Below are 14,901 nucleotides of genomic sequence, written 5' to 3'. Positions count from 1 at the left end.
TGCTCTGTTCTACCCCGGCCGGGTGCAGGCTGTCATTTAGCTCGCGTCGCGTACCTGTGCGGCCATGGCGCGCGTCAGGTCGGCCTGAGCTTCGGAGACATACCGCTTGGTCGGTGCGTCGACCGTGGCGGACTCCGCGGCCAGCCAGTCGCTCAGAGCGTCCAGCGTCGGCTGCTCGGCCAGGTTGCGCGGCGACAGGTAGACGAGCACGTTCTCGCCCATCGACGAGCCGAGCCGGGTGTAGACGTCCTTGGCCGCGGTCAGGTACTTGCCGACGTACGGACGTAGCAGCTCCTCCTGGCCGGGCTGCTGGAAGCCGATGATGGTCCGGAACTGCGTCTCGTTCGGGGTGTCCCCGGACTCGACCGCGATCCGCCACGCCTCTTCCTTGGCCTCCGCCGTCGGCCGCGCAGCACGGGCCTGGGCGGCCCGCTCGCCGCCGGTGATGGTGGTGTCGCGGGTGAGCTCGTCATCGATCTCGTCTGCACCGATCCGGCCCAGCCGGGACAGTGCGACGATCAGCGTCCAGCGCAGGTCGGTGTCGACGACCAGACCGGCGGGCAGCTCGCGACCGTCCAGCCAAGCGGCCAGCCGGTCCGCACCGGCCGCGGAGAAGACCGCGCTGGTGTAGGCCCGGACGAACGCGAGCTGGTGGTCGCTACCGGCCTCAGCGCCGTCGACGAGCTCGGCGAGGGTCTCCTCGTACTGGGCCCGCAGTGCGTCCCGGTTCTCCGGAGCGGCGTACAGGTTGATGGCGCTCGTGACCTGCGAGAGGAGCGAGCGCACACCGGTCAGATCGCTCTCGGCCCGGATCCCGCGCAGCACGATGCCGACGTACTGGCTGGCCGGCATCTCGGCGTCGCGGGTCATGTCCCAGGCCGCACCCCAGGCCAGTGCCCGCGGCAGCGACTCGGACAGCTGGTCGATCGACTCGACCAGAGTGGCTCGGGAACGCTCGTCCAGCCGGATCTTGGCGTAGGTGAGGTCGTCGTCGTTCAGCAGCACGAGATCCGGCTGCGTGGCGCCGACGAGCTCGGACAGCTCGGTGCGCGGACCGTCGATGTCCACCTCGAACCGCTCGGTGCGGACCAGGCCCTCATCGGTCCGGCGGTACAGACCGACGGCCAGCCGGTGCGGACGCAGTACTGGGAAGGCTTCGATCGCGGTCTGGTCGATCGCGAACGAGGTGAACTTCCCATCGGCATCAACGGCGAAGTCGGCCCGCAGCGTGTTCACACCGGCGGTGCGCAGCCAGCGCTCGGTCCAGTCGTCGAGGTCGCGGCCGGAGGCCTTCTCGAGCGGCTTGAGCAGGTCGGTCAGCTCGGTGTTGCCGAACGCGTGATCGGCGAAGTACTCCTTCAGCGCGGTGATGAAGGTGTCCTCACCGACGAACGCCACCAGCTGCCGCAGGGTCGACGCGCCCTTGGCGTAGGTGATGCCGTCGAAGTTCACCTCGACCGCGTGGAAGTCGACCATGTCGGCCGCGATCGGGTGCGTCGAGGGCAGCTGGTCCTGGCGGTACGCCCAGTTCTTGCGGGCGTTGCAGAATGTCGTCCAGGCACCGGCGTACTTGGTCGTGGCGGTCGCCTGCGCCCAGTGCGAAGCCCACTCGGCGAACGACTCGTTCAGCCACAGGTCGTCCCACCACGTCATCGTGACCAGGTCGCCGAACCACATGTGCGCCAGCTCGTGCAGCACGGTGTTCGCGCGGCTCTCGAGCTCGGCGTGCGTGGTGCGGCTGCGGTAGATGTACTCGTCCCGGATCGTCACACAGCCGGCGTTCTCCATCGCGCCCATGTTGTACTCCGGCACGAAGGCCTGGTCGTACTTGTGGAACGGGTACGGAACGCCGAAGGCCTTCTCGAACAGCTCGAAGCCCTGCTTGGTCACCTCGAACAGGTCGTCGGCGTCCAGTGCGTCCTTGAGCGACGGACGGCAGAGCAGCGAGAGCGGGTAGGTCCCGTTCGGTCCCTCGTAGGAGTCCGTCACCACGTGGTACGGACCGGCGACCACAGCGGTGATGTACGTCGACATCCGCTCGGTCGGCGGGAACTCCCAGCGAGCCAGCTCCTCACCGCTCGGACCTGCATACGTGGTCGGCTCAGGGGTGGGGGAGTTCGAGATGACGACCCAGCGGGCCGGGGCGGAGACGGTGAAGGTGAAAGGGGCCTTGAGGTTCGGCTGTTCGAAGGTGGTGAAAACGCGGCGGGCGTCCGGCACCTCGAACTGCGTGTAGAGGTAGGTCTCCTTGTCGGCCGGGTCGACCGAGCGGTGCAGCCCTTCACCGGTCCGCGAGTACAGACAGTCCGCGACCACGCGCAGAACGTTGCTGGCGGCCAGCCCGTCCAGCTGGATGCGGGCACCGTCGTACACCGTGTCGGGATCGAGAGCAGCGCCGTTCAGGGTGATCTCACGGACCTTGTCCGCGATCAGATCGGCGAACGTGCTCGCGCCGTCCGTTGCGGTGAAGGTGATCGTGGTCACGGACGGGAACGTCGGTGCGCCACTCGGGGCGGTGGTCAGGTCGAGCTCGATGGCGTAGCTGACATCGCTGACCACACCCGCACGGGTCCGCGCCTCATCGCGCGTCAGGTTGGTTCCAGGCATATCGGCATCCTATGCACCTGACCAGCGGCTTGGATGCGGGTTTCCCCGCGACATCCATCGATGGATACCAAGCCGGTATCTGCTGCCGCCGGCGTTTCTTTCAACTTTGTATGATCGAGAACATGACTGCCTCCGCCGATTTCTGGTTCGACCCGGCCTGCCCCTGGGCCTGGATGACGTCTCGCTGGATGCTCGAGGTCGAGCAGGTCCGGGATGTGACGACGACCTGGCACGTGATGAGCCTGGCCGTCCTGAACGAAGAACGTGACGAACACGACGAGAACTGGCTCCGCAAACTCGGCCGGGTCCGGGTGCTGATCGCCGCCGAGCAGGCGCACGGCAACGAGGTGCTGCTGCCGCTCTACACCGCGCTCGGCCGCCGGATCCACAACGAGGGCCGCGGCGGCAACGACGACACGGTGCTGCCCGAGGCGCTGGCCGAGGTCGGTCTGCCGGCCTCGCTGATCGAGGCCGCCGGCGACGCCCGGTACGACGAAGCGCTGCGCAAATCGCACCACGCCGGCATGGACCTGGTCGGTATGGAGGTCGGTACGCCGGTCATCTCGGTCGAGGGCACTGCCTTCTTCGGACCGGTGGTCACACCGGCGCCGAAGGGTGAGGCGGCCGGCAAGCTGTGGGACGGCGTCCGGCTGGTCGCCGGGACCGACGGCTTCTTCGAAATCAAGCGCAGCCGCGACCGCGAACCGATCTTCGAGTGACGGTCTAATCCACCCTCAGAAAGATTCGGTCTGTGGTTCAGGGCTTGAACTGAGCACCCCGTGCCGGTGAAGGTTGCTCACCAACGGGAATTCTCCAAGTGGTGAGTAGGTATCACATGACGTTACGCGACGAGCGCTCACAGCTCGAGGTCGTCCCCGCCGGTGTGACCGCCGGCATCGCCGTCTTCGACCGCCAGACCGGGCAGTTCGTGCAACAGGCCAACGCCGATCATCGGTTTCGCTCCGCCTCGGTGGTGAAGCTGCTGATCGTTCTCGACCTGCTCTGGGACCGCGGACCGGCGTACAGCGTCGAGCCCGCGGACCGCGCCAGGCTCGAAGTGATGCTGCGCAGTAGCGACGACGACGCGGCGAGTTACTACTGGGACCACATGGGTGGCGCGGCCATCGTCGAGCGGATGGTGCGCCGGCTCGGCCTGACGCATACCGACGGCCCGCCGGCCACCCATCCGGGGTTCTGGGGCTACGTCGCGATCACCGCCGCGGACACGGTCCGGATCTATCGATACATCCTCGACCACGCACCGTTGCCGATCCGGCGCACGGTGATGGACCTGTTGCACGAGCCGACGCGGTACGGCACCGACGGCTTCGACCAGTACTTCGGCATCGCTTCGGTATTCGATCCTGATTTCAGCATCAAGCAGGGCTGGTCCGGATTCTTCGGCTCGAGCGGCTACGGAAGCGACCGTTCCAAGCCCGTGGACACCCTCGATCTGGTCAGCGACGCACTGCACACCACTGGGACCGTCGGGAAGGACGACCGGTGCATCGTCTCCGTCTACACGCTGCATCCGCGTGGGACGCAGTACGGGAAGGCATACACCGACGTGACCCGGCTGACCCGGGCACTGATCGTCCCGGGTGGGGTGCGGACCAGTGGGAGCTGGCTGGCCACCACTGGGGAGGGTGTGCGGGTCCGGACCGCGCCGAACACGTCCTGCGGGATCCTGGGCATGCTGCCGGCCGGAGTGGAGGTTCTGGTCAGCGGACAGAAGCAGGGCGAGCTCATCGAGATCCCGCCGCGGTCCAGCGACTGGTGGGCCTATCTGCCCAAGTACGGCGGCTACGTGACCACCGTGTACGTCGGGTCCGGTGCACCCAAGCTCCCAGGCGTTCCGGTGTATCAGTAGATTGCAGACCATGCGAGTGCACATCGGCTCAGACCACGCCGGCTTCGAGCTCAAGAACCACCTCGTCCAGCACCTCACGGCCGCAGGCCATGACGTCGTCGACCACGGTCCCGCCGTGTACGACGCGGTGGACGACTACCCGCCGTACTGTCTGGCGACCGGTGCCGGAGTGGTGGCGGACCCGGGCAGCCTGGGCGTCGTGATCGGGGGCTCCGGCAACGGGGAGCAGATCGCGGCGAACAAGGTGAAGGGTGTCCGGGCCGTGCTGGCCTGGAGCACCGACACCGCCAAGCTCGGCCGCGAGCACAACAACGCCAACGTGATCAGCGTCGGGGCGCGGATGCACTCGACCGATGAGGCGACCGGGTTCGTGGAGACGTTCCTGGCCACCGACTACTCCGGCGAGGAGCGGCACACCCGCCGGATCGACATGGTGACCGCCTACGAGTCGACCGGCGAGCTCCCGCCGGTCTCCTGATCCACTACCGCCTGATCGACTGCGTCCTCCGGCGGCAGCACCCCGCGACGTTTGAACGGCTCCCGGGGCCGGGAGACGTCGCGGGCCCGCATCGACCGGCCGGTGCCCACCACGGCCGGTGTGGCCGGTCCGGACCGGCCCTTCGGCGTACCACCTGCAATCCCCATAAGAGGAATCATGCCTGAAGGCCACACTCTGCACCGGCTGGCGAACGACGTCTGGGACGCGTTCGGCGGCCGGCCGGTCCGGGCGACCAGTCCGCAGGGCCGGTTCGCCGACGGTGCCGCGCTGCTCGACGGGCACGTGCTGCGGCAGACAGAGGCCCATGGCAAACACTTCCTGGCCGACTTCGAGGGAGCGGGCTGGCTGCACATCCACCTCGGTCTGATCGGCAAGGTCGGCTTCGGTACGGCGCCGGTACCGCAGCCGGTCGGCCAGGTCCGCCTGCGGCTTCAGAACGCGACGTCGTACGCCGATCTGCGCGGTGCGACCGTGTGTGAGGTGCTGACCGACGGCGAGCGCGAGGTGCTGATCGGACGGCTCGGTCCAGACCCACTGCGCGACGACGCCGACCCGGAGCTCGCGTGGAAGCGGATCCACCGCAGCAAGCTGCCGATCGGGCGACTGCTGATGGAGCAGGACGTGCTGAGTGGAGTCGGTAACGTCTATCGGGCCGAGGTGCTCTTCCGCGCCAAGTTGCACCCGATGACGCAGGGCCACCTGGTCAAGAAGCGTGAGTGGCAAGGCATGTGGGACGACCTGCTCGAGCTGATGAAGTACGGCGTCGAGACCGGCCGGATCGACACTGTTGCCGATGACCACACACCCGAGGCGATGGGCCGCGATCCGCGCAAGGACGACCACGGCGGTGAGGTCTACGTCTACCGCCGGCAAGGGCAGCGTTGCTTCGTCTGCCAGTCGGTCGTCCGGACCGAGATCCTGGCCGGACGCAACCTCTTCTGGTGCCCCAAGTGCCAGCGCACCGGCCTCACCCGCAAGTAAACGCAAGTAAATCTGAACAGTTATCAAGATTTTTGCTGCGCGGACCATGGGGTGCCGTTATCTTCTTCACACCATGATCAGAAGTGGCGGTCGCGCTGTAGTACGACGAGTCGGCCGCTTGGTCGTCGCGGTGGTCAGACGCGCTCGGCGGCTGCACCCCTTGGCGTTCTTCGCCTTGCTGTCGCTGACGGTGCTGTTCGCGGCGGCCAGTGCTGAGTGGCCGCAGCACGTGCCGGCCGCGGCGCTTGTCATCCCGTTGGTGTTGGCCGGTCTGGTTCTGGGCTTCCGGCAACTGCTCGTCCTGACGCTGCTGACGATGGCGATCGCCTCGTTCGTGCTGGTCTCGCGAGCACAACCGGCACCGACGACCGGCTTCGTGCTGGTGCTCGGTGCGATCGGCTGGATCATCATCGCGGGCGCCAAGGTGCGCAACCAGCTCGGTGTGCCCGGGACTCGTGGTGAGTCGATGCTGATGGAGCTGCGGGACACTCTGACCGCGCAAGGCGAGTTGCCGCCGTTGCCGGCCGGGTGGCGGGCCGAGGTGGCGATCCAGTCGGCCGGTAAGTCGAAGTTCTCCGGCGACTTCGTGGTGTCGACCGAACGCGACAACGTCCTGGAGGTCGCGCTGGTCGATGTCTCGGGCAAGGGTGTCGACGCGGGCACGCGAGCACTGTTGCTGTCGGGTGCATTCGGTGGCCTGCTGGGCGTCGTACCGGTCGAGGATTTCCTGCCGGCGGCCAACCGGTATCTGCGCCGGCAGGACTGGGAGGACGACTTCGCGACCGTCGTCCATGTCGCGGTCGACCTGAGTACCGGGGGATTCTGCGTACGGACCGCCGGGCATCCGCCGGCGATCCAGTTCGATGCGTGGTCGGGACGATGGGGGACCCGAGATGCGGACGGGCCGTTGCTCGGGCTGATGGAGGCGCCGGAGTTCACGCCGAACCACGGCATGCTGAAGGCGGGCGACGCGCTGTTCCTCTACAGCGACGGCATGGTCGAGACGCCGCGCCGCGACATCGGCCGCGGTACCGACCGGCTCGCCGGACACGCCGAACGCCTGGTGGCACAGGGATTCCAGGGTGGCGCGGCCATGCTGGTCGCCGCGGCCGGCGGACCGGGCGACGACTCGGCGATCGTCATCATCCATCGCTTGGCGTGAGGATGGCGTAGCCTGCGACGTCGTGATGGATGCTGCTGATCGGAGTGCCCCGGACGTCTCGTTCGCGGAACTGATCGCCATGATGCCGGCCGAGCTGCGCGAGGTCTTCCCGCCGACCAGGTGGCAGCTGGAGAAGCTGTGGGCGCTCGACCTCAAGGTGGAGCCGGTCGAGGTCGCGGACCTGGTCTGGATGTTTGAGCTGCCGCTGTGGCAGCTCGACGGCGAGCGCTTCAAGATCACCCCGAACCAGGTCGCCGAGACGCCGATGAACTACCGCCCGCACTACCAGCGGGTGATGGACGCCGACCTGGACTTCCCGATCAACCTCGTCGCGTACCGCGGCCGGCTGGTCGTGCTGGACGGCGTGCACCGGCTGCTGAAGGCGCACTTCCTGCGCCGCCGCTGGATCGAGGCCACGATCGCCACGGCCACGCAGTTACAGTCGTGCGCCCCTTGACGCCGTACTGTGATTGTGGATGTTGATGCGTCACCATTACGATGGCCGTCATGACCACCAATGACGAGTACGTCCCGAGCACCTCAGACTTCGCGCGCGGTCACGTGGACCAGATCCTCGAGGCCGGCACCACCGACGTCGCCGACGTCATGGGCCTCAAGGTCGTCGTCCTGACGATGACCGGCGCCAAGTCCGGCAAGATCCGCAAGACCCCGGTGATGCGGGTCGAGCACGACGGCGTCTACGCCGCGGTCGCCTCGCTCGGCGGCGCCCCGAAGAACCCGGTCTGGTACTACAACCTCAAGGCCGACCCGAACGTGAACCTGCTCGACGGTGACGTCGCCGCGGACTACGTGGCGCGCGAGATCGAGGGCGCCGAGTACGACGAGTGGTGGGTGCGCTCGGTCGCCGCCTACCCGCCGTACGAGGAGTACCAGACCAAGACCGACCGGAAGATCCCGCTCTTCCTGCTCGAGCCGGTCAAGTAGTTCATCCGCTGTTCAGCCGCTGGGGTGCGCACACCGATCCGGCGTGTGCGCACAGCCGGTGACAAGGTCAGGACCTGCTCTGTGAGACGCTGGCGACGGCCGGGTCGTGTCGACCCGGTCCGGCGCGCTGCGCTTGTTTCTGGGCTGTCTGAGTTCTGGGAGTCGTCCTGACCACACACGACGCGGTGCGGGAGCCGTTCGTCGGGTCGACGCGGTTGCGTCTGGCCGGATTCGCGCTGCACGCCTATACCGCGAGCGGAACCGTGCTCGCGCTGCTGATCGTCATCGCCGCCATCGACGGCGACGCCGTCCGGGCCCTCTGGCTGGGGCTGGCCGCACTCTTCATCGACGGCACCGACGGGATGCTCGCGCGCCGGCTGCGGGTCAAGGAGACGATCCCGTGGTTCGACGGCGCGATGCTCGACAACATCGTCGACTACCTGACCTACGCGTTCGCGCCGATCGTGCTGCTCTGGACCGGGCACTACCTGCCCGGCGGTGGCTGGGGCGCGGTGCTCGCCGCGTTGCCGCTGCTCGCCTCGAGCTACCAGTTCTGCCGCACCGACGCGAAGACCGACGACCACTTCTTCCTCGGCTTCCCCAGCTACTGGAACGTGGTCGCCTTCTACGTGGTGATCCTCGGCCTCAGTCCGACCACCACCGGCCTGATCCTGGTCATCTGCTCGATCCTGGTCTTCGTCCCGGTCAAGTACGTCTACCCGTCCCGGACCAAGGTGTTCCGCTCGCTGAACCTGCTCACCACCGCGATCTGGATGGCGTCGTACGCCGTCCTGCTGGCCCAGATGCCGAACCCGAACGCGATCGTGGTCGCGATCTCGCTGGCCTACCTCGTGTACTACGGGACGCTCAGTCTGTATCTGACGTTCTGGGTGCCGCGCCGCAAGGTCGGCTGACTTGATCCTCGGCCTCGGCGCGGCGCTCGGCGCCGCCGTTCTGTTCGGTATCGCCTCGATCCTGCAGGCCGTCGGTTCCCGCAAGGTGCCGACCGAGTCCGAATTCGACCCCCGGCGCTTCGGTGCCTTCGTCGTCGCGCTCCTGCGCCAGCCCACGTTCCTCGGTGCACTGGCGCTCCAGTTGGCCGGCTTCGGGTTGCACTTCGTGGCGCTCCGGCTGCTGCCGCTCTACCTGGCCCAGGCCGGGATCGCGGTCAGCCTCGTCGTCACCGCCTTGCTCGCCACTCGCTTGATGTCGGACCACTTGAGTCCGGTGGAATGGGCCGCGGTGCTTGGCGTCGTCGTCGGCCTCGGCCTGCTGGCGGTGTCCGCCGGTGACGCCGGCCCGAACGTCCAGCACCACGGTCTGACCATCGGCGTGATCGTCGGGCTGATCTGCATTGCCGTGCTCGGCGCTCTCGCTAGCCGATCGAAGCACGGCATCTCCACCGCGCTGCTCGGCATGCTCTCGGGTCTCGGCTATGCGGGTGTCGCGATCTCGGCTCGCCTGCTCCAGGACGGTTCTCTTGGTGAACTCCTTCGGAGCCCGACGGCGTACACGCTCCCTCTCAGTGGCGCGTTGGCCTTCATTCTCTACTCGCTGGCTCTCCAGCGCGGCTCGGTCACTCTCGCCACCACGCCGATGATCGCATTGCAGACGATCACCCCGGCCGTCGTCGGCGTCGTCGTACTGTCTGATGCCGTTCGCGCCGGCTGGTGGCCCCTCGCCCTGCTTGGCTTCCTCTTGTCGGCCGCCGGCTCAGTCGTCCTGGTCCGCTTCGAATCCGTGAAGTAGACCGTGTGACCGGGGTCACATTTTTGTTCTGTCGTGTTGGGTGCGGCCTGGTCGACGCAGTGATGTCAGCAGCACATACCTGAAGGAGCACCTCCGATGCGCACTCTGATCACCGCCGCGTTCGTATCCCTCGATGGCGTCGTCGACTCGCCCGGCGGCGAGCCCGGCTACCGGAACTCCGGCTGGACGTTCAAGGACGTCCCGTTCGACGAGGCGGCGTACGAGCTCAAGGGGCGCGAGCAGGACGAGTCCACCGCGATGATGCTGGGCCGGGCCAGCTACGAGGCGTTCTCCGCGGCCTGGCCGACGATCCCCGAGTTCCCGAAGTACAACGCGATGCCGAAGTACGTCGTCTCGACCAGCCTGAAGGATGACGACCTGGCCACGAACTGGGGCGACATCACCATCCTGCGGTCGCTGGACGACGTCGCGGCGCTGAAGGAGACCGAGGGCGGGCCGATCAGCATCCACGGCAGCGCGACCCTGAACCGCAACCTCGCCGACGCCGGCCTGATCGACCAGTACAGCCTGCTGGTCTTCCCGGTCCTGCTCGGCGCCGGCAAGCGCCTGTTCAGTGAGAGCGACAAGGACAAGCAGAACCTCAAGCTCGTCGACCAGGCGTCCTACTCCAACGGCATCCAGAAGCTCGTGTACGACGTCGTCCGCTGAACTGGGGACGTGGCCGTCACCGTGACGGCCACTTCCACGGCGGCTCGTCGAGCGGACCCTGCCCGGCGATCGTCGTCGCACCGCGGTCCTTGACCAGCTCGATCGTGTGCAGGTCGTCGACCAGCGCCTCGATCGACGCGACGAACGGCCGCGAGTGCGTCACCACGATCACCTGCGTCTCCTTGGCGGCGGTGACGACCAGATTCGCCAAGGCAGGCAAGAGATCTGGGTGCAGGCTGGTCTCGGGCTCGTTGAGCACCAGCAACTCCGGCGGTCGAGGAGTCAGCAAGGCCGCCACCCACAGGAGGTATCTGAGCGTCCCGTCGGACAGCTCGGCCCCTTGGAGTGGCCGCAGCAACCCGTACTGCCGGAAGGCAAGCTCGAACCGCCCCGCGTTGTCATGGATCTCAACGCTGCTCCCCGGGAACGCCTGATCCACCGCCTCCGCGACCGCACCGGACGGCCCGATCTCCAGGATCGTCTGCAACGCCGCCGCCAGGTCGGCGCCTTCCGGCCCGAGCACCGGCGTCCGCGTCCCGATCTGCGCCTGCCGCGCCGGCGCGTCTACATCGGTCCGCAGATGGTCGTAGAACCGCCACGACCGCATCCGCTCCCGCACCTGCAACAACTCCGGCGCCCGCTGCGGATCCGCGAACTGACTCAACATGCTGTCGAACGTCCGCAACTCCGGACCGCCGCGCTCCCACCCGCCGCTCTCGGCCCGGATCCGCACCTGACTGTTGCCTCGCTCAACCAGCAACGAAGCCGGTCGCAAGAACGGCCCGGCCCACAACGCCTCCCGCTTGATCTCCGGATCCATCGCGAACATCGAACTGGACGGCAACGGCGGCCCGAGATCCATCAGATAGCCGTAGTCCTCCGACGCGAACCCCATCCGCAACGTCACCGGCCCGCCCCGCACCGTCCCCTGCACCGGCCGGTCCTTCCGCACGAACTCCGGCCCCGCCCACAACGTCGACCCCAGTCCACCCTCCTTCGCCAGCGCCGCCACCGCGCCGTTGCGCGAAGCATCAGCCAGCAACCGCAAAGCCCGATACAAACTCGACTTCCCAGTCCCGTTGGCCCCCGTCACCACGTTCAGCCCCCGAAGCGGCATCACCAGCCGCCGCAGCGACCGATAGTTCTCCACCGCCAACGTCGTCAACATCCCGCCAACGTACAGACCCCCACCGACAAGCTGAGGCGCATCAGGTCAACGCCGAACCGGAGGCTATGGAGAGGCGTCTAGAGCCAGGGCGGGTCGTAGCGGTTCACGTAGGCGCGGGCACGTTCGGTCGGGTCGGCCCAGTACTGGTGGGGTTGGCGGTGTACGTGCTTCTCGCAGAACTCGCGAAGGTCGGTGCTGATCGTCTCCACCTCGCGGACGGGGAGACCCTCGAACTCGCTGTTGGCCTGTAGGAGCTCGGACTCCGGGTTCCACCCGTTCGCATCGAACGCCCAGGTGTCCCATCGCGCGTACACGTGCAACGGATGCTCGAAGTCGCCCATGTACATCGCCGCCAACCCGATCTTCTGATCGGGATAGAAGTCCCTGCACACCCAGGCCAGCACATGGCAGGCCCCACTCGCGAAGAACGCCTGGTCGGTCCGCTCCCACGAGACCCGTTGATCCGCCCGCTCGATCGCGGTCCGCCGAAACACTCCAGAAGCTGTCACTGCCATGCACGGATGCTAGCGAGGCCTTCGGACATGTTTTCGCTAGCGTGTACGTACCTGACGAACGGAGCAGTGATGTATCGCGGCACGCTCATCCTTGAGAGCCTCAAGGTTGGATCCAGCCTCAGCGGCTCGCCGCTGGTCGTTCGGAAGCTGACTCGCCTGGAGGTCGCCAACGCGAGCCCGGACCAACCGCCGGTCTGGTCGCTGCTGGAGTTCGAGGTCGACGACCAGCAGGCAGCGGCGCTGGCAGCGGAGCTGCAGGAAGCGCTCGATCAGCCTGGGTGGTACGCCGACTTCCACAACGACCACGAGATCTTCGTCGTCTTCCCGCAACGGATCTTCCGCTACTCCCGCGGAGACCAGGTCGCGCGAGCAGAAGCGCAGGCCCATGGCCGCTCGCTCGCGATCCCGGAGCCTCAGCTCGACTGGACTGCTTAGGGCTTGGGTTTGGCCGGGGGGACGGTTTGGGCCCAGTCGGCCCAGTCGGCGAGGGCTGTGTAGAGGCGGATGCCGGCTTCGACGGTGACGCGGAGGGACTGGGTTTGTTCGCTGTAGCCGAATTCGCCACGGTCCTTGCGGGCGGCGTAGTCGCGGTACTGGTCGGCCAGTTGGCGGTAGTAGCGCGCTTCCGACTCGAGGTGGCGCTGGAGTTCGTCGGTGTCCATCATCCAGAAGAAGAGGGACCGTAGCAGTGGTTGCAGGCGCATGGTGTGGTCGACGTCGACGTCGGTCAGCCAGCGTTTCACTTCGGCCACGCCGGCGTCGGTGATGCGGTAGGCCTTCCGTCGCCGGGGTCCCTCGCTCTCGACCTCGACCAGGCCCTCGGCGGCGAGCTTGTTCAGCTCGGCGTAGATCTTCGGGTGCTGCGCAGGCCAGATCGAACCGAGGACCTCGGTGAACCGCCGGGCCAGGTCGTACCCGCTCGCCGGGCCTTCGGCGAGCAGCCCGAGCAGCCCGTGCCGCAACGACATTCCGCCTCCTCGCTGACGTCGTACGCCATCTTGACATGTCCCCGTGGACAGGTGCAGCATTTTCATATGTCCCTAGGGACATGTCCTTGAGAACATCTCAGAGGGAGTCGATATGGCGGAGGTACGGGCGGTTCTTGTCACCGGGTCGACCGGCGGCATCGGTACGGCGACGGTCGGGTTGCTGCGACGACGGGGTTTCACCGTGTACGCCGGTGCGCGCGGACCGGCCGATTTCGGGCCGGAGGTGCGGGTGCTGCCGCTCGACGTGGCGGATCCCGGGAGCGTCGCGGCGGCGGCGAAGCGGGTCGCGGGCGAGGTCGACGGGCTGTGGGCGGTGATCAACAACGCCGGCGTGATCGTGCAGGGCCCACTCGAACTGATTCCGGCCGACGAATGGCGACGGCAACTGGAGGTCAACACCCTGGGTCCGGCTTCGGTGATCCGCGAGTTCCTGCCCTTGGTTCGCGCGGGATCGGGGCGGATCGTGAATGTGGGTGCGTCGACCGGGCGGGTGGCGATGCCGTTGCTCGGTGCGTTGTCGGCGAGCAAAGCCGGGCTGGAGGCGATGACGAACGCACTCCGCCTGGAGCTCGCGGCGTGGAAGATCCCGGTGGTGATGATCGAGCCCGGGACGACCGAGACCCAGATCTTCGCCCGCGCCGGCGCCGCGGCGGAGGCCGCGATGCAGCACGCCGATCGCGAGCGGATCGCCTTGTACCAGGCTCATCTGGCCGCCTACGAGAAGGCGATGGCGCGCTTCACGCCCGGCCCGGTGGACAAGGTCGCCGAGGTCATCGTCCGGGCGGTCGAAGCGCGCCGCCCCAGACGCCGGTACGCCGTTGCCGAGGCGCGCATCCTCGGCGGTCTCCTCCCCAAACTCCCCGTCGCCCTCCGCGAGCGCATCCTCAGCACCGCCGTCGGACTGAACGGCATCGGCGGATGAGCACGATTGTGGTGGTGGGGGCCACCTCGGGGATCGGGCGGCGGGTGGCCGAGGGACTTGCCGAGGGCGGGCACCGCTTGTTCCTGGTCGGACGGGACCCGGACCGGGTGCGGGCGCTGCGCAAGCGGTTGCCAATGGCAACGGTTATCGCGGCGGACGTCGCCACGACCGCCGGTGTCGAACAGGTTGCAGAGCACGTGGCGAACGCCGGGCAGATCGACGTACTGGTCAACAACGCCGGCGTGATGACGCCGACGCGGCAGGAGAGTGCGGACGGGGTGGAGCTCAATCTCGCCGTCCACCATCTGGCGCCATGGTCGACGGTGGCGTTGCTGGCACCGCTGATCCCGGCCGGTGGGCGGGTCGTGAACGTGAACTCGGAGGGGCATCGTTCGCCGATGCGTGGTGGGTTCGTGCGGATCGATCCGGAGCGGCTGGCCGATGGGCCGGCGTCGTTCGATCCGTTCCTCACCTACAGCCGGAGCAAGCTCGCCAACCTCCTGTTCAGCTACGAGCTGCAGCGCCGGCGCCCCGACTGGAACGTGGTCGCCGTCCATCCCGGCGTCGTCCGGACGGACCTCGGGCGGCAGTTCCCGCGCTGGCAGGTCGCCGCGATCACTGCGCTCGCGCTGCCGGCGCGGAAGGGCGCCGAGCCGATCATCCGGCTGGCGACCGGCGACGAGCCGCCGACCGGGTACTACGACCGGTTCAGCAAGGTGCGGTCGTCGCCGCTCTCGTACGACGAGGAGCTCGCGCGCCGGGTGTGGGTGGCGACCGAGGAGCTCGCGGGTCTCCGGATCACCGGCACGCAGCTCTAGTGGATCG

At 67.6% G+C, this 14,901-nt stretch carries 18 protein-coding genes; 13 read left to right on the top strand and 5 right to left on the bottom strand.

The features are described from left to right. Positions 1 to 36 precede the first annotated feature (36 nt). Complete coding sequence (pepN, locus tag ACFVWG_RS10050) at positions 37 to 2,607, bottom strand: aminopeptidase N (RefSeq protein ID WP_391542839.1); 2,571 nt, start codon at positions 2,605 to 2,607, stop codon at positions 37 to 39. A gap of 122 nt (positions 2,608 to 2,729) precedes the next feature. Between pepN and ACFVWG_RS10045 the strand changes: the two genes are divergently transcribed. The 3 genes from ACFVWG_RS10045 to ACFVWG_RS10035 all read left to right on the top strand — a co-directional run bounded on the left by ACFVWG_RS10045 (position 2,730) and on the right by ACFVWG_RS10035 (position 4,955). After that, positions 2,730 to 3,326, top strand: coding sequence for a DsbA family protein (locus tag ACFVWG_RS10045; RefSeq protein WP_391542838.1), 597 nt, complete (start codon positions 2,730 to 2,732; stop codon positions 3,324 to 3,326). Positions 3,327 to 3,427: 101 nt separating this feature from the next. Further along, positions 3,428 to 4,477 (top strand): hypothetical protein, encoded by a 1,050-nt coding sequence (locus tag ACFVWG_RS10040; protein WP_391542837.1) that lies wholly within the window; start codon positions 3,428 to 3,430, stop codon positions 4,475 to 4,477. A gap of 10 nt (positions 4,478 to 4,487) precedes the next feature. Then, a complete protein-coding gene (locus ACFVWG_RS10035; protein ID WP_391542836.1) occupies positions 4,488 to 4,955 on the top strand; it encodes a ribose-5-phosphate isomerase in 468 nt (155 codons plus the stop codon). On the opposite strand, the gene ACFVWG_RS10030 is transcribed toward ACFVWG_RS10035, so the two are convergent. Beyond that, entirely contained in the window at positions 4,919 to 5,122 is a 204-nt protein-coding gene (locus ACFVWG_RS10030; protein ID WP_391542835.1) for a hypothetical protein, read from the bottom strand. The two genes, ACFVWG_RS10035 and ACFVWG_RS10030, sit on opposite strands and share 37 nt — an antisense overlap. Before the next feature lie 10 nt (positions 5,123 to 5,132). Between ACFVWG_RS10030 and ACFVWG_RS10025 the strand changes: the two genes are divergently transcribed. The 7 genes from ACFVWG_RS10025 (at position 5,133) to ACFVWG_RS09995 (ending at position 10,482) form a co-directional block, all read left to right on the top strand. Continuing rightward, entirely contained in the window at positions 5,133 to 5,957 is an 825-nt protein-coding gene (locus ACFVWG_RS10025) for an Fpg/Nei family DNA glycosylase (protein ID WP_391542833.1), read from the top strand. A gap of 73 nt (positions 5,958 to 6,030) precedes the next feature. Then, a complete protein-coding gene (locus tag ACFVWG_RS10020; RefSeq protein ID WP_391542831.1) occupies positions 6,031 to 7,119 on the top strand; it encodes a PP2C family protein-serine/threonine phosphatase in 1,089 nt (362 codons plus the stop codon). A gap of 25 nt (positions 7,120 to 7,144) precedes the next feature. Further along, complete coding sequence (locus tag ACFVWG_RS10015) at positions 7,145 to 7,576, top strand: hypothetical protein (protein WP_391543265.1); 432 nt, start codon at positions 7,145 to 7,147, stop codon at positions 7,574 to 7,576. A 50-nt stretch (positions 7,577 to 7,626) separates the two neighbouring features. Beyond that, the gene (locus tag ACFVWG_RS10010) at positions 7,627 to 8,064 is read left to right on the top strand and encodes a nitroreductase family deazaflavin-dependent oxidoreductase (protein ID WP_391542830.1); all 438 of its coding nucleotides are present in this window, start codon (positions 7,627 to 7,629) and stop codon (positions 8,062 to 8,064) included. A 185-nt stretch (positions 8,065 to 8,249) separates the two neighbouring features. Further along, positions 8,250 to 8,978, top strand: coding sequence for a CDP-alcohol phosphatidyltransferase family protein (locus ACFVWG_RS10005; protein WP_391542829.1), 729 nt, complete (start codon positions 8,250 to 8,252; stop codon positions 8,976 to 8,978). Position 8,979: 1 nt separating this feature from the next. Beyond that, positions 8,980 to 9,813: a hypothetical protein gene (locus tag ACFVWG_RS10000; RefSeq protein WP_391542828.1), complete on the top strand. Its 834-nt coding sequence runs from the start codon at positions 8,980 to 8,982 to the stop codon at positions 9,811 to 9,813. A 96-nt stretch (positions 9,814 to 9,909) separates the two neighbouring features. Beyond that, a complete protein-coding gene (locus ACFVWG_RS09995) occupies positions 9,910 to 10,482 on the top strand; it encodes a dihydrofolate reductase family protein (RefSeq protein WP_391542827.1) in 573 nt (190 codons plus the stop codon). A 16-nt stretch (positions 10,483 to 10,498) separates the two neighbouring features. Here ACFVWG_RS09995 and ACFVWG_RS09990 read toward each other — a convergent pair whose 3' ends face one another. Continuing rightward, on the bottom strand, positions 10,499 to 11,650 hold the full coding sequence (locus ACFVWG_RS09990; protein WP_391542826.1) for an AAA family ATPase: 1,152 nt from the start codon (positions 11,648 to 11,650) through the stop codon (positions 10,499 to 10,501). 77 nt (positions 11,651 to 11,727) lie between these two features. Further along, positions 11,728 to 12,165, bottom strand: coding sequence for a hypothetical protein (locus tag ACFVWG_RS09985; RefSeq protein WP_391542825.1), 438 nt, complete (start codon positions 12,163 to 12,165; stop codon positions 11,728 to 11,730). Positions 12,166 to 12,234: 69 nt separating this feature from the next. On the opposite strand from ACFVWG_RS09985, the gene ACFVWG_RS09980 reads away from it, so the two are divergent. After that, positions 12,235 to 12,600, top strand: coding sequence for a hypothetical protein (locus ACFVWG_RS09980; protein ID WP_391542824.1), 366 nt, complete (start codon positions 12,235 to 12,237; stop codon positions 12,598 to 12,600). On the opposite strand, the gene ACFVWG_RS09975 is transcribed toward ACFVWG_RS09980, so the two are convergent. Further along, positions 12,597 to 13,133: a PadR family transcriptional regulator gene (locus ACFVWG_RS09975; protein ID WP_391542823.1), complete on the bottom strand. Its 537-nt coding sequence runs from the start codon at positions 13,131 to 13,133 to the stop codon at positions 12,597 to 12,599. The genes ACFVWG_RS09980 and ACFVWG_RS09975 overlap by 4 nt on opposite strands. Before the next feature lie 112 nt (positions 13,134 to 13,245). Between ACFVWG_RS09975 and ACFVWG_RS09970 the strand changes: the two genes are divergently transcribed. Together ACFVWG_RS09970 and ACFVWG_RS09965 are read left to right on the top strand one after the other, a co-directional pair. Further along, positions 13,246 to 14,076 (top strand): SDR family NAD(P)-dependent oxidoreductase, encoded by an 831-nt coding sequence (locus ACFVWG_RS09970; RefSeq protein ID WP_391542822.1) that lies wholly within the window; start codon positions 13,246 to 13,248, stop codon positions 14,074 to 14,076. After that, positions 14,073 to 14,894 (top strand): SDR family NAD(P)-dependent oxidoreductase, encoded by an 822-nt coding sequence (locus tag ACFVWG_RS09965; RefSeq protein ID WP_391542820.1) that lies wholly within the window; start codon positions 14,073 to 14,075, stop codon positions 14,892 to 14,894. Before ACFVWG_RS09970 ends, ACFVWG_RS09965 begins: the two co-directional genes overlap by 4 nt. Positions 14,895 to 14,901 lie beyond the last annotated feature (7 nt).

The sequence above is a fragment of the Kribbella sp. NPDC058245 genome (genome assembly GCF_042882005.1).
Classification (GTDB): Bacteria; Actinomycetota; Actinomycetes; order Propionibacteriales; family Kribbellaceae; genus Kribbella.
This window is presented reverse-complemented; position numbering and strand designations above follow the sequence as displayed.